This is a genomic window from Rhizobium sp. R693 (genome assembly GCF_002211315.1).
Taxonomy (GTDB): domain Bacteria; phylum Pseudomonadota; class Alphaproteobacteria; order Rhizobiales; family Rhizobiaceae; genus Rhizobium.
Map to the genome: position 1 here is coordinate 206,480 of NZ_LOKY01000047.1, position 22,346 is coordinate 228,825.

Genomic DNA, 22,346 nt, shown 5'->3' on the forward strand with positions numbered 1-22,346 from the left:
ACGGTAGCAAATCTCATCTAGTCCAATCGAAAATGCCTTTTATTTCAAGCGATGTAATCATCGCAGGAGGATTGTGTGGCAGAGCATAAAAAAGTTCGTAAAGCTGTATTTCCGGTTGCAGGTCTCGGGACTCGCTTTCTCCCGGCCACGAAAGCCGTGCCGAAGGAAATGCTGACTGTCGTCGACAAACCCATCATTCAGTATGTGGTCGACGAAGCTTTGGAAGCGGGTATCGAGCATTTCGTTTTCGTCACAGGCCGTAACAAACACATCATCGAAGACTACTTCGATATCCATTTCGAGCTCGAGCAGACGCTGCGCGAGCGCAGCAAGCAGGCGGAAATGACGCTGCTCGCCGGCCAGCTTCCCAAGGCTGGTACCGTCAGCTTCACCCGCCAGCAGGAGCCGCTTGGCCTCGGCCACGCCGTCTGGTGTGCCCGCGAGATCGTCGGCAATGAGCCGTTTGCGCTGCTGCTGCCCGACATGATCATGAAGAGCGAAGGCAAGGGCTGCATGAAGGGCATGATCGATCTCTATGCCCAGAGCGGCGGCAACATTATCGCCGTCGAGGAATGCGCACCCGATCAGGCTCACAAGTACGGTATCGTTGGTGTTGGCGAAGCGATCGGTGATGGTTTCCGCATCACCGGGATGGTCGAGAAGCCGGCCAAGGGGACCGCGCCTTCGAACTACTTCATTAACGGTCGCTACATCCTGCAGCCGGAGGTCTTCAAGATCCTGGAAACCCAGGAACGCGGCGCCGGCAACGAAATCCAGCTGACCGACGGCATGCTGAAGCTGCTCAAGGATCAGACCTTCGCGGGCTATCACTTCCGCGGCACGACCTACGACTGTGGTGCCAAGGACGGCTTCATCCTGGCCAACGTGGCATTCGCATTGGAACGTGCGGATATCCGCCCGACCGTCGAGAATGGTTTCAAGGAACTGCTGAAGGGCCTCTGAAGCGCACCTGCCTACTGGACGAATTCAATCCGCCTCCAAGTCTCCCAGTTGGAGGCGGATTTTTTTCATCGCTTCAGTTTCAGGCCGAGGCCGGCACGCCATTGGTCTGAGTCGCTGCTCGTCTTGCGGGATGTCAGCTCGTAGCCGATCGTACTGGTCAGATCGAGGTAGCGGTTGATATTCCAGGTCAAACCGGCGCTCGTGGTGTAAACGGTCTCGTCGCTCGTCGGGCTATCGGATGGATAGTCGCGGTAGGTGATGCCGCCGAGGACGGTGCCCGTCAGATTGTCACGCAGCTGATGCGTGACGCCCGTCGTCAAGGCATGGGAAACGTAGCCGGATTCTCCTGCAGTCGTTGACGGGTTGATGCTGGTCAGCAGGCCGATGGTGACATCGGTACCCCTGAGCGGGGACCAAAGCAGCTGAGCGTCCACCACGGCTGTGTCGATGTCCGAGAGGCGGTCGTCGTCGAAGGTGGCGGTCTGGTAGCCGATCCCGACCTCGCCGCGGAGCTTTTCACCCATGTCGAGCGCGACGCCGACTTTGGCGCCATAGCTATCCCCAGAGCGGCGGTAGCCCGCCGAATCAACCGCGTCGTCATAGACCGTCTTACCGACATTGGCCTCGATGAAGGGGATCAGCGCGGGAGACAGCTCGTAGCCGATGCGACCGCGGATCGTGCCGCTGGTTTCATTGCGGTCGCTCAGCGAAACGGTTGTCCCGTCGGACAGCGTCGCGTCGGAATAGATCGCACGGCTGATATCGATACCGGTGCTGCCGCGCAGGATACCGAAGTCGCGCTCGATCGAAGCGCCGGCGCTGAATTCCTGAACATCCGATTGCTTGTCCGCGTTCTGCAAGGCATTCGGATCATCGGTGTCTTCACGATAGAAATGATAGCCGCCGATGATGTGCGCGGTCGTATCTTCCGGAAGATCCAGCCGCAAATCGCCGTTGATCTTGAAATCCGGCTGTTCTTCGCCTTCGCCGCTCACGTTTTTTTGCCATGCGCCGTCGGTGGTCACGGAGAGCTGGTGCAACGACCAGTCGGATGTCAAGGTGGCGTGCAGGTCCGTTTCGAGGAACCCACGCGTCTGCTTGATACTGGCGTCTTTCTGCGTCTCGGTGTTGATGCTCTGGGTGACGGTGGGGCGCAGGACAAAGGTGCCGATGCTGATGCCCGGCGTTTCCTCAGTAGCTGGATTCGGTTCCGGCTTGCGGGCCGGCAGCCGCTCGTCGAGTGGGGCCTCCCGCGTGTTGAGGCGCATCATATCCTCGTCGAGGATTGCGCCGGTGGTTTCGTCGCTCGGTTTCTGATCGGACGCTGCCGTTCGGGCGGTGGTGGCTCCTTGCGTGGCATTGTTGGCCGCTGACGTCGTGCCGTCAGGTGTTTCAGGGATATCGCCTCCATCCTCCTCCACCGCGGTAGCTGGTGTGTTGGATGGGCGAATCGCGCTGTTGGAGACCGGCGTCGACTGCGCAAATGCGGCTTGGGGACCAATGAAAGCGCCTGCGGCCAGAACCATGGACACGGCAAAGCCCGCCGCACGGAGCGGCGTGAGACTGCTCGTATCCTTCCAATGGCTCATTTCGATCCTGGCATGCTTCGAAGCGTTACCCGAACGTAAAGGCTTGTGGTTAACCATTCGTTGCGCGGGCACGGGGTGAGGAGCAGCCAATGGACTCGGCCGGTGAAAACCGCTAACCCAGTGCCATGATCAAAAGAGCGGTAAATGTCATCGAGGATGGTGTCCTGGAGTCTGCGAGGCGGACGATCGGCACCGAGAGAGCGGCGCTTGAGGCCTTGGAGCGTGCTTTTGACAACGGCCTTGCCGCGCCCTTCATGCGCGCAGTCGAGACGATTACCGGGATCACCGGTCGCGTCATCGTGACAGGTGTCGGCAAGAGCGGCCATATCGGGGTGAAGATCGCCGCCACACTGGCTTCGACGGGCACATCGGCCTTCTTCGTCCATGCTGCCGAGGCGAACCACGGCGATCTCGGGATGATCGGCACGACCGATGTAGTTCTTGCCCTTTCCAAGGGCGGGGAAAGTGCTGAGCTTCGCAGCATCGTTGCCTATACGCGCCGTTTTTCGATTCCGCTGATTGCCGTCACCTGCTCCGAGAAGTCGTCTCTTGCGACTGCTTCCGATATCATCCTGCTGATGCCGAACGAGGAGGAGGCCTGCCCGCATGGGCTCGCGCCGACGACGTCGACATTGATGCAGCTCGCCATGGGCGACGCACTGGCAATCGCCCTTTTGGACGCGCGCGGCTTCACCGCCCGCGATTTCCATGTTTTCCATCCGGGCGGCAAGCTCGGTGCGAGCCTCAGCCATGTCGCCGATATCATGCATACGGGTGACCGTGTGCCGTTGGTGGCGAAGGGGACGTCGGTGCCGGACGCTATCTCGACACTCTCACGCAAGCATTTCGGTTGCGTCGGGATCGTGGGGGAGGACGGCCGTCTCTGTGGTATCGTTACGGAAGGCGACCTGGCGCGCAACCTGACGCGCAACCTCTCCGAACTGCTGGTTGACGATATCATGACCCGGTCACCGAAGACGGTGAAGCCGACGGTGCTGGCGACCGCTGCGCTGGCCATGCTCAACCAACACAGCATCGGAGCCCTGATCGTCATCGACGATGACAGCCGCCCGGTCGGGCTCGTGCATTTCCACGATCTGCTGCGGATCGGCGTGGCCTGATCAGGCCGCTTCCACGGTCAGATCGCGGCCGCTGCTTGCCACCACCTTGACCCTAGTGCCCACCGGCAGATCGGGGCCGCTGACGCGCCATACCGTATCGTCGAGGCGAATTCGGCCACGCCCTTCACGAATGGGCTCGGCCAACGTTGCGGTGCGTCCGACAAGGCTTTCGGCCCGCTGATTGAGGAACGGCTGATCGGTTTCGCCATGCTGCAAAGTCAGCTTGCGGCCCATGAGCGTCGTCGCGACGGCAAGCAGCGCAAACAGGATGGCTTGAACCTGCCAGAACCAGAAGCTGCTATCCCAGAACAGCAACGACAATATGCCGACAATCAAGGCGGCAAGGCCGATCCAGACAAGGAAGAAGCCCGGCGCGATCAATTCAGCTGCCAACAGGATCAGGCCGGCGATCCACCAGCTCCAGGGTCCGAGTTCCGCGACAAGGCTGGCGATCATGGCTCATCGCTCCGTTGGCGGGTTGAAAGGGTTGACGGCCGGAGTGGTACGCGGCGTTGGCTGCGGGCGCGGCGCTGGCGGGGTCGGGTTATCGCCGAAGACCTCTTTGGCGATGGCCCCGATACCGCCAAGCGAGCCGATAAGAGAGGAAGCTTCGACGGGCATCAGCACGACCTTGGAATTGCCGGCGGTGCCGATCGAGGCCAGCGCTTCGGTGTATTTCTGGGCAACGAAATAGTTGATTGCCTGAACGTTGCCCGATGCAATTGCTTCGGACACCATCTTCGTCGCCTTTGCTTCAGCCTCGGCCAAACGTTCTCGAGCCTCGGCGTTGCGGAAGGCTGCTTCGCGCTGGCCCTCGGCCTGCAGAATTGCGGATTGCTTGGAGCCCTCGGCCCGGAGGATCTGGGCGTTACGCGAGCCTTCCGCTTCGAGCACCTGGGCGCGCTTCTCGCGTTCAGCCTTCATCTGCCGCGCCATGGCGTCCACGAGATCGCGCGGCGGCTGGATGTCCTTGATCTCGACGCGGGTTACCTTGATGCCCCAGGGCTGCACGGCATCGTCGACGACACGCAAGAGCCGGTCGTTGATTGCGTCACGGTTCGACAGCAATTCGTCGAGGTCCATCGAGCCCATGACCGTGCGGATGTTGGTCATCGTAAGGTTCAGAATGGCATTCTCGAGGTGCGCGACCTGATAGGCTGCCTCGGCGGCGTTGAGGACCTGATAGAAGGCGACGGCGTCGGTCGAGATAGAGGCGTTATCCTTGGTGATGACCTCTTGCGTCGGCACGTTGAGGACCTGCTCCATGACGTTCATCCGTGCACCGACGCGCTCGATGAAGGGAGTGATCACGTTGAGGCCGGGTTCAAGAGTGCGGGTGTAGCGGCCGAAGCGCTCGATGGTGTAGCGGTAGCCCTGCGGCACCGTCTTGATGCCGGCAAACAGGACCAGGATGACGAAGACCACCAGTGCAATGACGACGATGTCGAAGCCACTCAGAACCATAAAACTCCCCCGCGATAGAATCGACTGACGCAACCTTAAACGAGCCGACCTCAAACGCCAGTAGCTTCGGCCGGCGATGCTATTTGCTCATGGATTCGATATGGGGAGCCCGCTGGCTATTCACAACGGCGCCGCTTTGGCCTAGAAGACCCACAGGAAATACCGGTCGCAGCCCACCCGGTCAAAACAAGGGATCCTCATCATGAAGACTATCGTCATCTGCTCCGGCGGATTGGACTCCATTTCGCTCGCCCATCGTGTGGCGGCGGAACATCAGCTGATCAGTCTGCTTTCCTTCGACTATGGACAGCGACACCGCAAGGAGCTGGATTTTGCCACCGCCTGCGCCAAACGGCTGGGCGTGCCGCACCAGATCATCGACATCCGCACCATCGGCCGCCACCTAACAGGATCGGCGTTGACCGACGACGTCGACGTGCCAGACGGCCACTATGCCGAGGAGACGATGAAGGCGACCGTCGTGCCGAACCGCAACGCCATCATGCTAGCCATCGCTTTCGGCCTCGCTGCGGCTCAGAAGGCCGATGCCGTGGCCGTTGCGGTGCATGGCGGGGACCATTTCATCTATCCCGATTGCCGCCCGGGCTTCATCGATGCCTTCCAGGAGATGCAGAACCAGGCACTCGACGGCTATGCCAGCGTTTCGCTGCTGGCTCCTTATGTCAACATCTCGAAAGCCGATATCGTCACCGATGGCGCAAAATACGGGACGCCCTTTGCTGAGACATGGTCCTGCTACAAGGGTGGTACGCGTCATTGCGGACGCTGCGGCACCTGCGTCGAGCGACGCGAGGCTTTTCACCTGGCCGGCATCTCCGATCCTACGGAATACGAGGATCCGGATTTCTGGGAGGCCGCAACGTCTGGCTATTCGGCCAGGGAGGTGAAGTGATGTTTCGCATCACCAAGGAATTCCACTTCTCCGCATCTCACCAGCTCACGCATCTGCCTGCCGATCACCAGTGCGCGCGGCTGCACGGGCACAACTATATCGTTGTGGTGGAGCTTGCGGCCGCCGAGCTCGATGAGAACGGCTTCGTTCGCGACTATCACGAGCTTTCGCCGCTGAAGCGCTATATCGACGAGCGCTTTGACCATCGGCACCTGAACGAAGTCTTCGGCCATGACCGCGTAACCTCGGAATATCTCGCCAAGCACTTCTACGACTGGTGCAAGGAGCGGCTGCCGGAGACCTCGGCCGTGCGCGTCAGCGAGACGCCGAAGACGTGGGCGGAATATCGACCATGAGTGGGGCTCGCGAGGCGCAGATCCGCGTCAGCGAGATCTTCGGGCCGACGATCCAGGGGGAAGGCGTGCTGATCGGCCTGCCGACGGTCTTCGTCCGCACCGGTGGCTGCGATTATCGTTGTTCGTGGTGCGACAGCCTGCATGCGGTTGATAGCGAGTATCGCGATCAATGGCTGCCGATGACGGTCGACGGTATCTGGGCGGAGGTAACCCGGCTCTCCGGCGGCAAGCCGCTGATGGTGTCGCTTTCCGGCGGCAACCCGGCGATCCAGCCGCTTGGCGGTCTTATCGCGCATGGACATGACCAAGGCTACAAGTTCGCGCTGGAAACGCAGGGCAGCGTCGCCAGGGAATGGTTTGCCGATCTCGATGTGCTGGTGCTGAGTCCGAAGCCACCATCGAGCGGCATGGCGACGGATTGGGATGCCTTCGAAGACTGTCTCAAGATGGCCGCCGACGGGCCTAACATCGCGTTGAAGATCGTCGTTTTCGACGAGCGCGACTATGCTTATGCCCGCGAGGCGGCGGCCCGTTATCCACATCTGCCCGTCTATCTGCAGCCGGGAAACCACACGCCACCACCGCCCGACGACGACGATGCGCGCGTCGATATCGACGGCATCATGGACAGGATGCTGTGGCTGGTCGACATGGTTACCAAGGACCGGTGGTTCGAGGCACGTGTGCTGCCCCAGCTGCATGTCCTGCTGTGGGGTAACAAACGCGGTGTCTGATCAAACCCAGCCGAGCAGTTCGCGGCGGACGACCTTCTCCAGCACCCGCATGCCGTCTTCGCTGTCGTTGAGGCAGGGGATGTGGGTGAACTTCTCGCCGCCGTTTTCGTGGAAGGAATGGGCGGCCTGCTCGGCGATTTCTTCGAGCGTCTCCAGACAGTCGGAGACGAAACCGGGGTTGAGAACGGCGATCTTCTTGACGCCATCCTGTGCGAGCTTCTCGACGGTCTTGTCGGTATAGGGCTGGAGCCATTCTTCCGGGCCGAACCGGGACTGGAAGGTCACCATGAATTTATCTTTCGGCAGTCCCAGCCGTTCGCGCAGCAACTGGCCGGTTTTCTGGCACTGCCAGTAATAGGGATCGCCTTGCTCGGAATAGGAGAGCGGAATTCCGTGGAAGGAGGCAAGCACCATGTCCGGCTGCCAGTCGAGCGTCGCCAGATGGCTCGTCACCGAATTGGCAAGCGCTTTGATATAAGTCTTGTCGTCGTGATAATCCGGCACGGTGCGCAGCGCCGGTTGCCAACGCATCTTCAGGAGCTTCTGGAACGCCTTGTCATTGACCGTTGCCGTCGTCGCTGCGGCATATTGCGGATATAACGGGAACAGCAAGATACGATCACAGCCCTCATCTTTCAGCGCTTGAATGCGCGAGGGGATCGACGGCGTGCCGTAGCGCATGGCCCAGTCGACACGTACATTCGGCAGGTCGTCCAGACGCTCTGCCATTAGCTTTGCTTGGTTGCGCGTGTAGGTTCGCAGGTAGCTCTCATTCTCGTCCTTGTTCCAGATCGTCTCATAGGCCTTGCCCACCTTTTGCGGGCGGGTGTTGAGAACGATGCCGAACAGGATCGGATACCACTTCCAGGGCGACCATTCGATGACCCGCTTGTCGGTCAGGAATTCCTTTAGGTAACGGCGCATCGAGTTGTAGTCGGTGCCGTCAGGCGTGCCGAGATTGACGAGCAGGACGCCCACCTTGCCGGATTTCATGGGCGGATGGTCCGCCGGACGGTGCGCAGTATCAACAGTCGTCATCTAAACCCCGGTATCTTGTCTGCCCGGCTCACGCGCAGCCGGGCCTTGCTGGTTCACCCTATAGAAACAAAAGCCGGGCCGGGAAACCCCGGACCGGCTTTCAGGATCGAGACAAATCGTCTTACTTCGATGGAATCTGCAGTTCCTTGCCGATCGTCAGATGGTGCGGCGCGGGTTTGCCGTTTGCATCCGAAATTCTCTTCCAGAGTGTGCCGTTGCCATAGAACTGCTCGGCAAGATCCCAGAGCGTATCACCGGCGGCGATCACGTGGTTGGTTGGCGTATTGGGGGCAAGGGCTGCTGCGGGTGCTTCGGCCGTGGGCGCTGCCGCAGCGGGCGTGGATGTGGCCGGCGCAGTCGTTGCGGGGGCTTCCGTCCCCGATGCCGCAACCTCGGTGACGCGCCCATCGGTGTAGGGCTTGTAGGGCGAGTGGGCTGCCAGGTATTCGGCGGTCACGTCGGCAAGATCGGGTCCGAAGTCGTAGGCGTTCTTACCCGCCGTCTCGAAGATCGAGTAGCCGTCTCCACCTGCCCGCATGAAGTTGTTCGTGACAACGCCATAGGTCTTCGCGTCATCGAGCGGTACGAAGGCATCGCCGTCCTTGACCTCGACCGATACGAGGCGGCTGCCTGCGGGCTTGGTCTTGTCGAAGGTGTATTTCAGGCCGGACACCTGCGGGAAGCGGCCGGCGCCTTCCTCGATCTTGCCGAGGCCGTTTTCCAATGCCTTGCGGATATCAGCGCCCGTCAGCTGGAAGGTCGCAAGCGTGTTCTGGAACGGCAGAACGGTAATGACTTCGCCCTGGGTAACGTTGCCGGCATCGATCGATGCGCGCAAGCCGCCGCCGTTCTGGATCGCGACCGTCATGCCCTGGCTTTTGCCGCGGTCGAGCATGGCATCAGCCACGAGATTGCCCATCGAGCATTCCTTGACGCGGCAGACGGTGCGGTCGCCTTCGATCGGGGCTTCGCTGGAGCCGATGATCTTCTTGCGCAGTTCCTCGATCGGCTTGGCGAGCTCGGCGATCCGGGCGGTGAGTGTCGGATCGGGGGTGAAGGAAGAGTCGATCACGATCGGGCCGCCCTTGGCTTCCTTGACGACCCCATTGTCATCGAAGGTCACGAGGAGATCGCCGAGATACTTGCTGTAGGATGCAGCCTGAACCACCGGCACCTTATAGCCGCCGGGATTGTCGACCATCGTCGGATAAGGGCCTTCCGCCTTCGGATCGGTATTGGACAGCAGGCTGTGCGAATGGCCGCCGACGACAACGTCGACATCGGGGATCTTGGCAATTGCGGCGAGGTCGCGCGGATAGCCGACATGTGTCAACGCGATGATCTTGTTGATGCCCTGCTTCTTCAGGTCTTCGACGGCGGCCGTGATGGTCTGCACGTCGTCGGCAATCATCACCTTCGGGCCGGGCGAGGACAGTTCTTCCGTGTCGTTGGTCACCGCGCCGACGATGCCGATCTTCTGGCCGCCGACGTCAAGCACCAGAGAAGGCTTGATACGGTCGCCGAGCTTCGAGCCGTCACCGGCCAGGACGTTTGCCGAAATGACCGGGAATTTCACCTTGTCGAGGAAGGTTGCCAGGCCGTCCTCGCTGTCGTCGAACTCATGGTTGCCCACGGTCATGACGTCGAACTTCATGTCGTTCAGCACTTCAGCTTCGGCGGCACCCTTGTAGGTGGTGTAGAAGAGCGAGCCCTGGAAATTGTCGCCTGCATTGAGCAGCAGCACGTTCTTGCCACCAAGAGCGTCGCGGCGCTGGTCGATCGCGGTCTTCAGGCGGGCGGCGCCGCCGAAGCATTCCTTCTTGCCCTCTTCTTCGGCCGAGCAGGTGGAATCGAACTTGTTGATCGACTCGATGCGCGAATGGAAATCGTTGATGTGAAGGATATTGAGTTCGTAATCGGCAAAGGCGGCGCCGCTCGACAGCGTCAGCATCGACGCGGTCAGCAGACCGAACTGAAAGGATTTCGTCATCCTGCTCTCCTGATTTTGAGCGAAGCTAGCCCCTGCGCTCCGCCGTCCCTACGCGGTGATGTTTCCATTAAGCATTGGTGGCCGCAAGAGAAAAAGCTGTGACAGCGTTGACGCTTTCCGAGAGCGGTAAACAAAAAAAGCTCCCGCGAAGGGAGCTTTTATCGTTTGGTGCTTGGCGACCTTACATGCGTCGGGTCAGGGTGAATTGCGACCCGGCGTCCGAGGTGCAGTTCAGTTGGCTCTGGGTCACCAGCGCGCAGTTGACCTTGGATTGCGTCTTGCGTACCAGCGATGTCATGTTGATCTCGACGAGCGACGGCGAGGTGTTCACATAGGTGCCCGACGCGAGAAGTTGGTTGCTGTCGGTCGTGCGGGTGGTGAAGGTTCCGGCCTGGAAGGTGGAGATGATGCCGTTCGGATCCGCCCATGAGCCTTCGACGCCCGTCGGCACCGGGGTTGCCGCGACCGGTATCGGCCGTTGCGACGTGGTGCAGGCGGCAAGCGCCGCGGACGCGCCGAGGAGGACAAGGAGGGTTCTGATTTTCATGAGCTTCTCCCGGGGATTCGGAACGAAAACTATCCGTGTGGTTGTGAAACACATGGCGCGGGCCGTCCGGGAAGGCAAGTCTTCAAGGTCGCCAGACGGCATTTATACAGCAGGCGTTACAAAAATGCCCGCCTTGCGGCGGGCATCTTCGAATGTGGTTCGAGCCAAGATCAGCGAACGAGGATGTTCTTGAACTGCCACGGATCCTTGGTGTCGATCTCTTCCGGGAAGAGACCCGGGCGACCGTCGAGCGGGGTCCAATCGGTGTAGTGACCTTCGACCGGGCCGAGATACGGCGTCTGGACTTCCAGGCAACGCTTGTAGTCGACCTCATCGGCTTCGACGATGCCGGCGTTCGGGTTCTCGAGCGCCCAGACCATGCCGGCGAGGACGGCGGAGGTCACCTGCAGGCCGGTCGCGTTCTGGTAAGGCGCGATGCGGCGGGTTTCTTCCAGCGACAGGCGCGAGCCGTACCAGTAGGCGTTCTTTTCGTGGCCGTAGAGCAGGACGCCGAGTTCGTCGATGCCGTCTTCCAGTTCATCCTCATCGAGGACGTGATGGACTGGCTGCGACGTGCCGCCATTGCCGAACATTTCATGCAGCGACAGTACCGCGTCGTTGGCCGGATGGTAGGCGTAGTGGCAGGTCGGACGGAAGGTTACTTCGCCGTCCTTGTCGCGAACCGTGAAGTAGTCGGCGATCGAGATCGACTCGTTGTGGGTGACGAGGAAGCCGTACTGCGGGCCGGGCGTCGGGCACCAGGTGCGAACGCGCGTGTTGGCGCCCGGCTGCTCGAGGTAGATCGCCGCCTTGCAGCCCTTCTTGTGCTTCTTGCCGTTCTTCGGCATCCAGTTTTCGTGAGTGCCCCAGCCGAGTTCGGCCGGCTGCAGACCCTCGGAGATGAAGCCTTCGACCGACCAGGTATTCCAGAAGACGTTGAGCGGCTTCGGATGCTTGGTGCGCTGCGTGTCGCGCTCGGCGATGTGGACGCCCTTGACGCCGACCTTCTTCATCAGCTTTGCCCAGCCTTCGCGGTCATGCTGATCCGGCTCTTCGAACTTCAGGCCGATGTCGTTGGCGAGGTTGACGAGCGCCTGCTTGACGAACCACGAGACCATGCCCGGGTTTGCGCCGCAGGTGGAGACGGCCGTCGGACCGCCGGGGTTCTTGGCCTTTTCCTTGCGTAGGGTTTCGCGCAGCGCATAGTTGGTGCGGTCGGCGTTCTTCATGCTCTTGTCGAAATAGAAGCCGAGCCAGGGCTCAACAACGGTGTCGATGTAAAGGGCGCCGAGCTTGCGGCAGAGCTTCATGAGGTCGACGGATCCGGTATCGACGGAAAGATTGACGCAGAAGCCCTGGCCACCGCCTTCGGTCAGAAGCGGCTTCAGCAGCTCCTTGTAGTTGTCCTTCGTGACATGAGCTTTGATGTGCTTCACGCCATGCTTTGCCATGATTTCGGTATGATCTGCGTCGTCGCGCGGGTCGATGACAACCATCCGGCTCTTGTCGAACTTGAAGTGGCGCTCGATCAGCGGCAGGGTGCCGCGGCCGATGGAGCCAAAGCCGATCATGACGATCGGGCCGGTAATTTCGGCATATACCGGGTGGGTCTGTTTCGTCATTCTTTTCTCCTGTGGAAGGCGACGAAGGCGGTGGGCCTTAAGAATTCATCTGAAATGGCGCAGATAATGCGAAGTGACCGGCTCTAACCACAAAACGGCGTCACAATAAAGAGCGAGAACGCAAATATCAGGCGGGAGACAGGGTGTCTGCGAGCGCCCGAAGCTTCGCGGCGAGCTCCGCCCTTTGCAATGTTAGGCCCTTATAGGCCGCCTGGTGCTCGTCGAGACCATCCAGTTGCGCGGCGAAGCTGACAGCGAGTTTGCTGGCGTTCGGATGGTGAGCGATCGCGGCAATCGGATCGACATAAACGCGGATGGTGAAGAGTATATCGCCCGACTTCGGCAATTTGCGCAGCGTCTGGCGCTCGACCCGCGCAAAGCGCTCAGCGAGCGTGAACGGCACGGCAGACGGCGGGCGGCGGTGCTTCGAGAACGGGAGGAAGAGATCGTCCGTGACGTTCACAGACCAGTTCAGTCGTTCCACCGGCTGTGAAACCTGCAGACTGTCAAAGATGCGGGTGATGAGTGCCGCGTTGCGGGTGCCTTCGCCGAAACCGGGAACGTCGGCATGGATTGCATGCATCGGGCGACCGAATTTCTCCTGCAACGACCATGAGGAGGGGAAGGCGACGAAGCCAGCTACGAGATGCCAGCCGTCTTGCCTGCGTCGCACGATCACGAGATCGTCCTGCACCAGCAGGCCGGCGCGCAACAGCGGCGGCGTGTCCTGCTCGGCGGCATCGGCGATGCTACGGGCGCGCGCCGGATGGTGATCGGCAAGATGAGCCTGCAGGAGATCAAGGACCTCCTGTTGTGCCTCTGCGGTCTCCCCCTCGGCTACGAAAATCTCATCACGATGGGTTTGAATCAGTCGTCGCTTCTCGCCGATATAGCGTGCGCGGTCGCTATCCGGTTCGATCCAACGGGCAAGATCGAGCGGCATCAACCCGATGGTGAAGGGGCGGGTGGAGCCGCCGTAGGGCGTGTAGGTCAGACGCGTCATGATCCCACTCTATGCCGTCAACGTGCACTGATGGAAGACCATCCGCACTGACAGTCGGCATCGTGCCGCCGGATGGAACCAGGCAGCGAGCGGGCGGCCGATTCGTCGCTCAGTGCTTCAGAATATCCAGTCCCGCCGCCGTCGTGGTGATGGCGACTTCGGTGATTTCGTATTTGGCGATTCCGTGCACCGTGAATGGATCTTCCGCGACATAGGCCTCGATTTCGGCCCGCTGGCCGATCGCGAGGACCACGCCGCCGGTGCGCGGCACTTTGCGTCCGGAGGCCAGGAACCAGCCTTTGGCATAGCCTTGCCTGACCCAGGCCATGTGCGGCTCCATCTGCTTGTCAGCTTCCTCGTTCGGCTTCGCATAAGTCAGGGCGAGGATGAACATCGCAGAATTTCCTTTCAGGGTGTTGCGTTCTGATGCATGTGAATATTCAATTGGCGCGGAGCCATCCATATTCTTTTTAGGATTCTGCTCGAAAGTGCGAACCGTTGATGTCAGCACGCCCGGAACAATCGGATGACCCAGATATCTGAGCGGCTTGCCGAATTGCAGGAAGATAGCGCCGTCCTGATCGCCATGTATGATCAGGAAGATCGGTTGCGCTATGCAAACGCGGCATTTCGTTCGACCTACGCCATCGAACCTGATGAGACGCCCTTGTGGTCGGAACTCATGCGTCGCAACACCCGGGCGGGCCAGGGTACGATCATTCGCACCGCCGATTTCGAGACATGGCTCGTTTCCGCACAATCGCGGCGCGGCAAACTGCCGTTCAGGGCGTTCGAAACGGACGTCGTCGACGGCCGCTGGTTCTGGATGACGGAGACGGTGCAGAAGGACGGCTGGATGCTCTGCATCGCCAGCGACATCACGCATCTGAAGCAGAGCGAGCGCGACGTGCGGCAGGACCGTGATTTTGCGCTGCGGGCCTCGCAGACGGACGAGCTGACAAGCATTTCGAACCGTCGTTTCATGATGGCGGCCTTGGAAAGCCTGATCGCGCGTCAAGGCACCGCCAATGCAGGCGTCGGCTGCATCTGCATCATCGATCTCGACTTCTTCAAGCGTATCAATGACATCTATGGTCACCAGTTCGGCGACGATGTGCTGATCGATTTCTCGCGCCGCGTGCAGCCGGTCATCCGCCGGCGTGACAGCTTCGGACGGATCGGCGGCGAGGAGTTCATGCTGATCCTGCCGGATACGACGTTGGCGCAGGCCGAGCTGATTATCGAACGCATCATCGGAATGGTGCGCGGCGCCTGTCCGGTACCCACCGTGCCCTCCTTCTCCTATACCTGCTCCGCGGGATTGGCCGAGTTGCGGCCGGGCGAGACAGCGCGTGAGGTCTATGCCCGCGCGGACGAAGCCCTGTATAACGCCAAGCAGAGTGGCCGAGATCGCCTGAAAATCGTGGCCTAGCCGACGAGTCGGGCTGGGATCAGCCCGCGCAGCGAATTGCCCATATAAAGTTTTCCAGCTTTCAGATCTTTCACGGAGATGCGTCCGACACGTGCCTTGCGCTGGCAGATCAGTTCGGTGCGCAAGACACCAGCCAGCAGGCCGCAGGAGATTGGCGGGGTGCGCAGCGTGCCCGATCCGTCGTCGAGAAAGACGGATGTGATCGTGCCTTCGCAGACCTCGCCGCGTTCGTTCAGAAGCAGAACCTCGTCAGCCTCCGAGGCCGGAAATTCGGCTCGGGCGGTCTCGTAAACGCCGCGCCGCGTCGTCTTCAGCCGCAGCAATCTGTCGCTTGAATCTAGACGGGTGTCGGCAATCCGTACCTTCCATTCGGTGCCGGCCGGCGTCGGTACGAAGGGAGCCGCGGTGACCTCGATCCGCCCCTGCCGATCAAGCGTCAGCCGCATTCGCAGGGCCGTCGTGGCGTCGGAAACGGCCTCCTCCAGTTTCGTGGCGGCGTTTTGGGCATCGGGAAAGCCGATACGACGGGCGGAGCGGGAGAGGCGTGCAAGATGCAGGCGCAGCCTGATGAAGCCAATCTCCGGCTCCCAGCGTAGCGTTTCGATCAGCGAGAAGTCGTTCATCGCGCGATCTCCTGATCGCCGATCGCAAACCGCGCCTTCAGAAGGCACTCCTCGTATTCGGCTTCGGCGGTGGAATCAAAGACGATGCCGCCGCCGACATTGAAGACCGCCCTGCCACCCGAGAACAGGCTGATGGTGCGGATCGCGACGGAAAAGCGCATGGCGCCTGATGGAGCAATCATGCCGATAGCGCCGCAATAGGTATCGCGCGGCGTGTCTTCCAGCGCGTGCAGGATCCGCATGGCGCTGAGCTTCGGGGCGCCGGTGATCGATCCGCAGGGAAAGAGCGCGGCGAAGATGTCGCGAATGGTCAGATTGGAGAGGAGTTTCGCCTGCACGTGGCTGACCATCTGGTGCACGGTCGGGTAGGTCTCGATGTCGAAGAGCTTCGGGACATCCAACGTGCCGACCTCCGTGATGCGCGAGATGTCATTGCGCAGCAGATCGACGATCATGCGGTTTTCGGCCTGGGTTTTGATGTCCTCGCGCATCGCGGCGATGATCGCGGCGTCCTCGGCATCGTCACTCCCGCGTTTCGCCGTTCCCTTCATCGGGTGGGTTTCGATCCAGCCTTCCTCGTCGGTGCGGAAGAAGAGTTCGGGCGAGCGCGAAAGCAGGATGGGGCCGCCGAGATCGACGAGTGCGCCGTACTTTACCGGCTGCCGTGAAATCAACGACCAGAAGGCCGTGTGCGGATCGCCATTCCAGCGGGCGGTGATCGGCATGGTGAGGTTTGCCTGGTAGCAATCGCCCTGGCGCAGATGCCAGTGCAGGCGGTCGAAGCGCTCTTTATATGTAGCGAAATTCCAACCGGCCCTGGGCTCGCTGAGGAACTCACCGTTCTCGCCGCGCTGTTTCACCTGGGCAAGCGGATGGGCATCGGCTTCGGGAGCATCGAAGACGCCGAAGGCGAGCAGCGGTGTCTCCCGACCTTCCGGCAGGAACGCGGCCAGCTTCTCCTCGAAGAGATAGCCCGCTTCATAGGCCATGTAGCCCGCCAGCCATTTACCGGCGGTCTTTGCCTTTTCCATGCCGGCAAGGCCGGCAAGGAACTCGGCGCGCGTCCGGGCTATGATGATCTCCGACGGATCGGAAAAGAGCATCACTTGCCCTGTCGTGTCATCCCGGAACAGAACGTAGCGTCCAGCGTTGGTCATGCCTGCCTTTGGATCGAGAGCTTATGCGCTCTTATCAAGCGCTTCCAATTCGTCGATCAGCCCTTCGATCATCGACAACCCCTTGCTCCAGAACGACGGATCCGTGGCATCGAGGCCGAACGGCTTCAGGAGCTCCTGATGATGCTTGGTGCCGCCCGCCTTCAGGAGCTCGAAATACTTCTCCTGGAAGCCCTTGTCGGCCTTCTGGTAGACGGCATAGAGCGAGTTCACCAGGCAATCGCCGAAGGCGTAAGCATAAACGTAGAAGGGCGAGTGGATGAAGTGCGGAATATAGGCCCAGTAAGTCTCGTAGCCTTCCGAGATCTTGATCGCCGGCCCGAGGCTTTCCGACTGCACGGAGAGCCAGAGCTCGCCGATATCGTCGGATGTTAGCTCGCCGGCCTTGCGGGCGGTGTGAACCTTGCGCTCGAACTCGTAGAAGGCGATCTGGCGCACGACCGTATTGATCATGTCCTCGACCTTCTGGGCGAGCATCGCCTTGCGCTCACGCTTGTCCTTGGTCTTGTCGAGGAGGGCGCGGAAGGTCAGCATTTCGCCGAAGACGGAGGCGGTTTCGGCGAGCGTCAGCGGCGTCTGGCACATCAGAGCGCCCTGGGCGCCGGCCAGAACCTGATGGACGCCGTGGCCAAGCTCGTGCGCGAGCGTCATCACGTCGCGCGGCTTGCCGAGATAGTTGACGAGCACATAGGGATGCGCCGACGGAACCGTTGGATGCGCGAAGGCGCCCGGCGCCTTGCCGGGGCGGACCGGGGCATCGATCCACTGTTCGTCGAAGAAACGCTTGGCGATCGCCGCCATTTCAGGGGCGAAGTTGCTGTAGGCTGACAGCACCGTGTCTTTTGCTTCGTTCCAGGGGATGATGGCATTGGAGGTTTCCGGCAGTGGCGCGTTGCGGTCCCAGAAGTTCATCTGGTCCATGCCGAGCCATTTCGCCTTCATCTTGTAATAGCGGTGCGACAGGCGGGGGTAGGCTTGCTTGACGGCGGCGGCGAGCGCATCGACCACATCGCGTTCGACGCGGTTTGCAAGGTGCCTGGAATCGGCAATGTCCTCGAAGCCGCGCCAGCGGTCGGAGATGTCCTTGTCCTTGGCGAGCGTGTTGGTAATGAGGGTGAAGATGCGCAGGTTCTCCTTGAAGGTCTGCGCGAGCGCCATCGCGCCCTTGCGGCGGACTTCAGGATCCTTTTCCTGCAGCATGTTCAGCGTGACTTCGAGCGGCAGCTTTTCGCCGTCGACGTCAAAGCGTAGCTCCGCCATCGTCTCGTCGAACAGGCGGTTGAAGGCGGCGGCCGAGGTCATCGACTTTTCCAGGAACAACTGCTCCAGCTTGTCTTCCAGTTGGTAGGGCTTGTCCTTGCGCAGGTCGATGAGCCAAGGGCGATAGTGGCCGGCATCCGGGTCGTTTGCCATGCAGGCATCGATCACGGCGTCGTCGATGCGATTGAGCTCAAGCGCGAAAAACAGGAGGTGGCTGGAGAACTCGGTGATCTTCGCCTGGGCGTCTCCATAGAGCTTGCCGTTCACCGGGTTCGACGTGTCGGAGAAATAGGTGAGGCCGGCAAAGGAGCCGAGGCGTCCGATGATGTCGTCCAGCGCCTCGTATTCCTTCAGCGCCTGACCGATGCCCTCCGCACCTTTCTTGGTCGCGGCGTCGGCAAGCTTCCCCTTCCATTTCTCTTCGAAGGCGATTGCCTGCTTGCCGGCTTTCTCCATGTCGCCAGTGAAGGCCGTGGATGTTGCGGAAGGGTAGAGGTCCTGCAACTTCCAGGTCGGCAGGTCACCGAGGGCGGCATCGGTCGCAGAGGCAGCGGAACTTGCCGAAAAATTAATGGCGGTGCCGGAGAGCATGTTTTTCATCATCGGGGTCCTCTTCCTCTTTTGCGACAGGTTTGACTGTCTATGCGCCTAAAGGCTTGGCATCAAGGGGCTTTCGGCAGCCCATAAGCTCCGTTTCGGGTCGGATTCGACCCCGCCACAAACGTTAAAATGCAATTGTTTCTCAAAACTGGATGTTCAAGCCTTTCTGCCAGAGTGCGTCTCAGGTTTCGCATGAAGTGAGGCACCAATGACCGGTTACCATGAGCTCAAGGGAGCAGCGCAGATACTCGTCGTCGAGGACGACCCGATCCAGCGTCGACTGCTCAAGAACGCGATCGAGCGTCACGGCCACGTCGTCCATCAGGCTGAAAACGGCCGGATCGGGCTGGAGATGGTGAAGAGAGGCAGCGGCCTCTACAACGTCATCGTTCTTGACCTGATGATGCCCGAGATGACGGGTCTTGAATTCCTCGAGGCACTGCACGAATTCGGCACGCATGTTCCGGTGATTGTCCAGACGGGGCAGGGTGGCATCGAGACCGTGGTGCAGGCGATGCGCGCCGGCGCTTTCGATTTCGTCGTCAAGCCGGTCTCGCCAGAGCGGATCGCCAACTCGATCTTGAACGCCCTGAAGCTCGACCAGCGCGAGGTCAAGGCGCGCGCTGGCCGCCGGTCGCGTTCCGGCAGCGTCGGCTTCGACGACATTGTTTCGGCAAGCCCGGCAATGCTGCGCGTGATCGATCTGGCGCAGCGCGCAGCGCAGTCCAATATTCCCGTGGTGCTCGAAGGCGAGTCCGGCGTCGGCAAGGAGCTGGTCGCCCGCGCCATCCAGTCGGGCAGCGACCGGTCCGGCAAGCCGTTTGTCACTGTCAATTGCGGCGCCATTCCGCACAACCTGGTCGAAAGCATTCTGTTCGGTCACGAGAAGGGCGCATTCACTGGCGCAACCGAACGGCACATCGGCAAGTTCATGGAAGCCGATGGCGGCACCATCTTCCTCGACGAAATCGGCGACCTGCCGCTTGAGGTTCAGGTGAAGCTGCTGCGGGCCGTCCAGCAGGGGGAAATCGAGACTGTTGGCGCACGTACGGCGCACAAGGTCAACGTCCGGCTGATTTCTGCGACCAACAAAGATCTGATCGAAGAGGTCAAGAACGGCCACTTCCGCGAGGATCTCTACTATCGCCTGAACGTCTTCCCGATCACCATTCCGGCGCTCCGCAAGCGCAAGGAAGACATTCCGCATCTGGTGCGGGTCTTCGCCGAGCGCTTCTCTAGCGAGCAGAAGGGCGGCCAACGCATGTCGGTCAGCGCCGGCGCGCTGGCTCTGCTCACCGCCTACGATTGGCCCGGCAATATCCGCCAGCTCGAGAACGCGATCTTCCGCGCGGTTGTCCTTGCCGAGGGCGGCGAGCTGACCGAGGCAGACTTCCCGCAGATCGCGGCGCAGCTGCCGGAATACGAGGTCGTCGATCATCTGGCGCTGGTCGCAGACAACACGCGCCACGATCGGCAAAGTGACTTTTCGACCGCCGAGTACCCGGCCCATCAGGCCAGCGTCGAAGAGGCTGTCGCACGAATCACGGAGGCGCCTGACAACGCGATTGCGAGCACGAACCCCGCCGGGGACGTGCGCAAGCTTGCGGATGTCGAGGAGGAATTGATCCGATTCGCCCTTAAATTCTATCGGGGGCAGATGAGTCAAGTGGCTCGGAAATTGGGTATCGGACGATCCACATTGTACCGGAAACTCAAGGATTACGGCATAGACCCCGACAATCCGCAGAAGGACGCCGCATAAGTCCCCCAAATTAACATTCCGGCAATCATCTTTTGTTACCAATCATAAACCACTTGTTAGTGGCCTGTTCATTATGTAAGGAAAAGGTTGATCACGTGTGGCATTTTTGCCATCGTGTGACCGCATTTAACAGTCAACGGTGTCAAAGAGGGACCATCGGCTGTCTGACGGGGATTGAGTTTGCCGGATCTGAATCGGAATACGAGACCTTGGCGCTTGAGCTGGCGCAATAGGTACACGGACCTTTGCGGAAAGGTGTTTAGGACGGCCATGGCCGCCCTTCTCGCACTCGCTGTTTCGTCGCCGGTTCTGGTCAGTTCGCCTTCCGAGGCGGCTGGCGAAACACGTAGCCTCAAACTCTATTTCATCCATACTGGCGAAAAGGCCGTCATCACCTACAAGCGCAACGGCAGGTACGATCCGAAGGGTCTCGAGCAGTTGAATCGCTTCCTTCGCGACTGGCGCAAGAACCAGCCGACGAGGATGGACCCGCGCCTTTTCGATCTCATCTGGGAAGTCTATCGCCAGAGCGGCTCGCGCGACTATATCAACGTCGTCTGCGGCTTCCGTTCGCCGTCTACCAACGCCATGCTGAAGGCGCGCTCGCGCAATTCCGGCGTCGCCGAGAAGAGCCAGCACATGCTCGGCAAGGCAATGGATTTCTTCATTCCTGACGTCAAATTGGCGACTTTGCGCGGCATCGGCATGAAAATGCAGGTTGGCGGCGTTGGATTCTATCCGAAATCGGGCTCTCCCTTCGTGCACATGGATGTCGGCGGCGTTCGCGCCTGGCCGCGGATGAGCCGCGAAGAACTCGTTCGGCTTTTCCCGAACGGCAACACGATGCATATCCCTGCGGATGGTCGTCCACTGCCGGGTTACGAGCAGGCCGTGGCCGATTACAAGCGCCGCGTAAGTTCGACCCAGGTGCAGATGGCAAGCTCCGGTGCCTATACGGGCTCGTCGTCGAGCGATCAGCCAAAGCATAAGACACTGTTTGCTGCCCTGTTTGGCGGCGGTGCGGATGAAGCCGAAGACAGTTCTGATGATGATAGCAGCGCAGCAGTCGCGGTCGCGAAGGCGTCGCCGCCGGCGGCTAATATGCCAAACGCCGCCGATCCCGGCGAGCAGGCGCCCGCGCAGGCTACTGAGGTCGCAAGCGTCAACGCGCCGATTCCGCAGGTGCGTCCGGCGTTCGCCAATCAGCCAGGCGGTAGCGAGATGGCCAGTGCCCTCGTCGCTCCGCAATCCGGAAATGCAGCGCAAGAAGCCCTTTCTGCCGTGACTGAGCAAGGTCAGCAGCAGTTCGCGGATCTTAGCGCCTATAGCGTACCGGTTCCTTCTCTGCTCGGACCGCGCCGTTCTCCAGGCGACGCGGAAGTCGCTTCGGCTGATCCGTCTGCGATGACGGGGAATCTCGCAGCGGTTCCGACGCCGGGTGAACGACCGGCGCTTGCCGAAAAGCTTCTGGCCGCGGCGGATGCCGATGCTGAAGCCGAGGACGACGTAGCAGACCAGGAGGATACGCTTTCTCCGGCCGTTGCCGATGCCCTTAACCAGCAGAATGGTGGCGGCGACCGTCAGGTCGCGTCTACCCAGCCGCCGGTCACGAGCGTCGAGCAGGCGATTAACGCGGCAACGCCGCAAAAGGTTCCGAGCGAGAAGCAACCGTTGCAGCTTGCCGCACTTGCCCCTTCCACGAAGTCTGCAAGCTTCGGCGATGGCTTTGATGCACCGAAGCCGTCGGATGCCAACGCCTTGTCGCAGGGCCTGCCGACCAAGGGTGGCCGTCCGACGAAGCATGAGGCCGCAGAGGCCGACGCCAGCCGCGCGACAATTCGCACCGAGCCGAAGCTGACGCAGAAGATCATTTCGCAGTGGGCGCTTACCAACTCCCGCATGGAGATGGTCACCAAGCCGGTCAAGGCGCCGCGCTTTGTCAGCCAGACACTTCGCGCCCAGCCGACTTCTGTTTATGCCGACGGCTTCACGAAGACAGCCTCCATCGATCCCGGCCGCTTCAGTGGCAGCGCGGTCAACTTCATGGAAGTGCGGAAGTTCGAGTCGAACTGAGCTGGACACTTAGGAATTTGTAAGAGCCGCTGGAGCGATCCGGCGGCTCTTTTGTTTTCCGGCCCTGTGGCGGAAAGTCGC

Annotated in this window: 20 protein-coding genes; 8 read left to right on the forward strand and 12 right to left on the reverse strand. The window is 60.7% G+C overall.

The features are described from left to right. Positions 1 to 75 precede the first annotated feature (75 nt). Entirely contained in the window at positions 76 to 963 is an 888-nt protein-coding gene (gene galU / locus ATY79_RS27220; RefSeq protein ID WP_088692065.1) for a UTP--glucose-1-phosphate uridylyltransferase GalU, read from the forward strand. A 65-nt stretch (positions 964 to 1,028) separates the two neighbouring features. Here the strand turns inward: galU and ATY79_RS27225 are convergent, their stop codons facing one another. Continuing rightward, the gene (locus ATY79_RS27225) at positions 1,029 to 2,552 is read right to left on the reverse strand and encodes an outer membrane beta-barrel protein (protein ID WP_088692064.1); all 1,524 of its coding nucleotides are present in this window, start codon (positions 2,550 to 2,552) and stop codon (positions 1,029 to 1,031) included. A 125-nt stretch (positions 2,553 to 2,677) separates the two neighbouring features. On the opposite strand from ATY79_RS27225, the gene ATY79_RS27230 reads away from it, so the two are divergent. Further along, on the forward strand, positions 2,678 to 3,673 hold the full coding sequence (locus tag ATY79_RS27230; RefSeq protein ID WP_088705446.1) for a KpsF/GutQ family sugar-phosphate isomerase: 996 nt from the start codon (positions 2,678 to 2,680) through the stop codon (positions 3,671 to 3,673). Here the strand turns inward: ATY79_RS27230 and ATY79_RS27235 are convergent, their stop codons facing one another. Both ATY79_RS27235 and ATY79_RS27240 read right to left on the reverse strand, forming a co-directional pair. Further along, complete coding sequence (locus tag ATY79_RS27235) at positions 3,674 to 4,129, reverse strand: NfeD family protein (RefSeq protein WP_088693324.1); 456 nt, start codon at positions 4,127 to 4,129, stop codon at positions 3,674 to 3,676. It lies immediately after the preceding gene. A gap of 3 nt (positions 4,130 to 4,132) precedes the next feature. Next, positions 4,133 to 5,137, reverse strand: a complete 1,005-nt coding sequence (locus ATY79_RS27240) for an SPFH domain-containing protein (RefSeq protein WP_088693323.1) — start codon at positions 5,135 to 5,137, stop codon at positions 4,133 to 4,135. Positions 5,138 to 5,339: 202 nt separating this feature from the next. On the opposite strand from ATY79_RS27240, the gene queC reads away from it, so the two are divergent. The 3 genes from queC to queE are packed head-to-tail and all read left to right on the forward strand — an operon-like array spanning position 5,340 to position 7,140. Beyond that, a complete protein-coding gene (gene queC / locus ATY79_RS27245; RefSeq protein ID WP_088693322.1) occupies positions 5,340 to 6,050 on the forward strand; it encodes a 7-cyano-7-deazaguanine synthase QueC in 711 nt (236 codons plus the stop codon). Continuing rightward, entirely contained in the window at positions 6,050 to 6,406 is a 357-nt protein-coding gene (gene queD, locus ATY79_RS27250) for a 6-carboxytetrahydropterin synthase QueD (RefSeq protein WP_088693321.1), read from the forward strand. Before queC ends, queD begins: the two co-directional genes overlap by 1 nt. Further along, the gene (gene queE, locus ATY79_RS27255) at positions 6,403 to 7,140 is read left to right on the forward strand and encodes a 7-carboxy-7-deazaguanine synthase QueE (RefSeq protein WP_088693320.1); all 738 of its coding nucleotides are present in this window, start codon (positions 6,403 to 6,405) and stop codon (positions 7,138 to 7,140) included. Before queD ends, queE begins: the two co-directional genes overlap by 4 nt. Here the strand turns inward: queE and hemH are convergent, their stop codons facing one another. The 6 genes from hemH to ATY79_RS27285 form a co-directional block, all read right to left on the reverse strand. Next, positions 7,141 to 8,178 (reverse strand): ferrochelatase, encoded by a 1,038-nt coding sequence (gene hemH / locus ATY79_RS27260; RefSeq protein WP_088693319.1) that lies wholly within the window; start codon positions 8,176 to 8,178, stop codon positions 7,141 to 7,143. It abuts the gene before it with no gap. A gap of 121 nt (positions 8,179 to 8,299) precedes the next feature. Next, positions 8,300 to 10,168, reverse strand: a complete 1,869-nt coding sequence (locus ATY79_RS27265) for a 5'-nucleotidase C-terminal domain-containing protein (protein WP_088693318.1) — start codon at positions 10,166 to 10,168, stop codon at positions 8,300 to 8,302. Positions 10,169 to 10,349: 181 nt separating this feature from the next. Then, on the reverse strand, positions 10,350 to 10,715 hold the full coding sequence (gene omp10 / locus ATY79_RS27270; RefSeq protein ID WP_088693317.1) for an outer membrane lipoprotein Omp10: 366 nt from the start codon (positions 10,713 to 10,715) through the stop codon (positions 10,350 to 10,352). Between the two features lie 170 nt (positions 10,716 to 10,885). Next, the gene (locus ATY79_RS27275) at positions 10,886 to 12,337 is read right to left on the reverse strand and encodes a homospermidine synthase (protein WP_088693316.1); all 1,452 of its coding nucleotides are present in this window, start codon (positions 12,335 to 12,337) and stop codon (positions 10,886 to 10,888) included. Between the two features lie 127 nt (positions 12,338 to 12,464). Continuing rightward, complete coding sequence (locus tag ATY79_RS27280) at positions 12,465 to 13,340, reverse strand: DUF3445 domain-containing protein (protein WP_088693315.1); 876 nt, start codon at positions 13,338 to 13,340, stop codon at positions 12,465 to 12,467. A gap of 109 nt (positions 13,341 to 13,449) precedes the next feature. Beyond that, the gene (locus ATY79_RS27285) at positions 13,450 to 13,734 is read right to left on the reverse strand and encodes a YciI family protein (protein WP_088693330.1); all 285 of its coding nucleotides are present in this window, start codon (positions 13,732 to 13,734) and stop codon (positions 13,450 to 13,452) included. Between the two features lie 132 nt (positions 13,735 to 13,866). Between ATY79_RS27285 and ATY79_RS27290 the strand changes: the two genes are divergently transcribed. After that, positions 13,867 to 14,772, forward strand: a complete 906-nt coding sequence (locus tag ATY79_RS27290; protein ID WP_088693314.1) for a sensor domain-containing diguanylate cyclase — start codon at positions 13,867 to 13,869, stop codon at positions 14,770 to 14,772. Here the strand turns inward: ATY79_RS27290 and ATY79_RS27295 are convergent. Genes ATY79_RS27295 through ATY79_RS27305 form a run of 3 tightly spaced genes read right to left on the reverse strand, consistent with a single transcriptional unit; the run spans position 14,769 to position 18,433 of the window. Continuing rightward, positions 14,769 to 15,395 (reverse strand): aminotransferase class IV family protein, encoded by a 627-nt coding sequence (locus tag ATY79_RS27295; RefSeq protein ID WP_088693313.1) that lies wholly within the window; start codon positions 15,393 to 15,395, stop codon positions 14,769 to 14,771. The two genes, ATY79_RS27290 and ATY79_RS27295, sit on opposite strands and share 4 nt — an antisense overlap. Then, positions 15,392 to 16,552, reverse strand: coding sequence for an aminodeoxychorismate synthase component I (locus tag ATY79_RS27300; protein WP_088693312.1), 1,161 nt, complete (start codon positions 16,550 to 16,552; stop codon positions 15,392 to 15,394). The genes ATY79_RS27295 and ATY79_RS27300 overlap by 4 nt, the downstream gene beginning before the upstream one ends. A 21-nt stretch (positions 16,553 to 16,573) precedes the next feature. Next, positions 16,574 to 18,433 carry a M3 family oligoendopeptidase gene (locus ATY79_RS27305; protein WP_088693311.1) on the reverse strand — a complete coding sequence of 620 codons (1,860 nt, stop codon included), beginning with the start codon at positions 18,431 to 18,433 and terminating at the stop codon, positions 16,574 to 16,576. A gap of 205 nt (positions 18,434 to 18,638) precedes the next feature. Between ATY79_RS27305 and ATY79_RS27310 the strand changes: the two genes are divergently transcribed. Together ATY79_RS27310 and ATY79_RS27315 are read left to right on the forward strand one after the other, a co-directional pair. Then, positions 18,639 to 20,192 (forward strand): sigma-54 dependent transcriptional regulator, encoded by a 1,554-nt coding sequence (locus tag ATY79_RS27310; RefSeq protein WP_088693310.1) that lies wholly within the window; start codon positions 18,639 to 18,641, stop codon positions 20,190 to 20,192. A gap of 180 nt (positions 20,193 to 20,372) precedes the next feature. Next, complete coding sequence (locus ATY79_RS27315; RefSeq protein WP_088693309.1) at positions 20,373 to 22,265, forward strand: DUF882 domain-containing protein; 1,893 nt, start codon at positions 20,373 to 20,375, stop codon at positions 22,263 to 22,265. Positions 22,266 to 22,346: the final 81 nt, after the last annotated feature.

What these genes read in the sequence shown, in the direction of transcription:
- ATY79_RS27225 (WP_088692064.1), bottom strand. Translation starts at nt 2,552, where the DNA reads ATGAGCCATTGGAAGGATACGAGCAGTCTCACGCCGCTCCGTGCGGCG.
- ATY79_RS27230 (WP_088705446.1), top strand. Translation starts at nt 2,678, where the DNA reads ATGATCAAAAGAGCGGTAAATGTCATCGAGGATGGTGTCCTGGAGTCT.
- ATY79_RS27235 (WP_088693324.1), bottom strand. Translation starts at nt 4,129, where the DNA reads ATGATCGCCAGCCTTGTCGCGGAACTCGGACCCTGGAGCTGGTGGATC.
- ATY79_RS27240 (WP_088693323.1), bottom strand. Translation starts at nt 5,137, where the DNA reads ATGGTTCTGAGTGGCTTCGACATCGTCGTCATTGCACTGGTGGTCTTC.
- queC (WP_088693322.1), top strand. Translation starts at nt 5,340, where the DNA reads ATGAAGACTATCGTCATCTGCTCCGGCGGATTGGACTCCATTTCGCTC.
- queD (WP_088693321.1), top strand. Translation starts at nt 6,050, where the DNA reads ATGTTTCGCATCACCAAGGAATTCCACTTCTCCGCATCTCACCAGCTC.
- queE (WP_088693320.1), top strand. Translation starts at nt 6,403, where the DNA reads ATGAGTGGGGCTCGCGAGGCGCAGATCCGCGTCAGCGAGATCTTCGGG.
- hemH (WP_088693319.1), bottom strand. Translation starts at nt 8,178, where the DNA reads ATGACGACTGTTGATACTGCGCACCGTCCGGCGGACCATCCGCCCATG.
- ATY79_RS27265 (WP_088693318.1), bottom strand. Translation starts at nt 10,168, where the DNA reads ATGACGAAATCCTTTCAGTTCGGTCTGCTGACCGCGTCGATGCTGACG.
- omp10 (WP_088693317.1), bottom strand. Translation starts at nt 10,715, where the DNA reads ATGAAAATCAGAACCCTCCTTGTCCTCCTCGGCGCGTCCGCGGCGCTT.
- ATY79_RS27275 (WP_088693316.1), bottom strand. Translation starts at nt 12,337, where the DNA reads ATGACGAAACAGACCCACCCGGTATATGCCGAAATTACCGGCCCGATC.
- ATY79_RS27280 (WP_088693315.1), bottom strand. Translation starts at nt 13,340, where the DNA reads ATGACGCGTCTGACCTACACGCCCTACGGCGGCTCCACCCGCCCCTTC.
- ATY79_RS27285 (WP_088693330.1), bottom strand. Translation starts at nt 13,734, where the DNA reads ATGTTCATCCTCGCCCTGACTTATGCGAAGCCGAACGAGGAAGCTGAC.
- ATY79_RS27290 (WP_088693314.1), top strand. Translation starts at nt 13,867, where the DNA reads ATGACCCAGATATCTGAGCGGCTTGCCGAATTGCAGGAAGATAGCGCC.
- ATY79_RS27295 (WP_088693313.1), bottom strand. Translation starts at nt 15,395, where the DNA reads ATGAACGACTTCTCGCTGATCGAAACGCTACGCTGGGAGCCGGAGATT.
- ATY79_RS27300 (WP_088693312.1), bottom strand. Translation starts at nt 16,552, where the DNA reads ATGACCAACGCTGGACGCTACGTTCTGTTCCGGGATGACACGACAGGG.
- ATY79_RS27305 (WP_088693311.1), bottom strand. Translation starts at nt 18,433, where the DNA reads ATGATGAAAAACATGCTCTCCGGCACCGCCATTAATTTTTCGGCAAGT.
- ATY79_RS27310 (WP_088693310.1), top strand. Translation starts at nt 18,639, where the DNA reads ATGACCGGTTACCATGAGCTCAAGGGAGCAGCGCAGATACTCGTCGTC.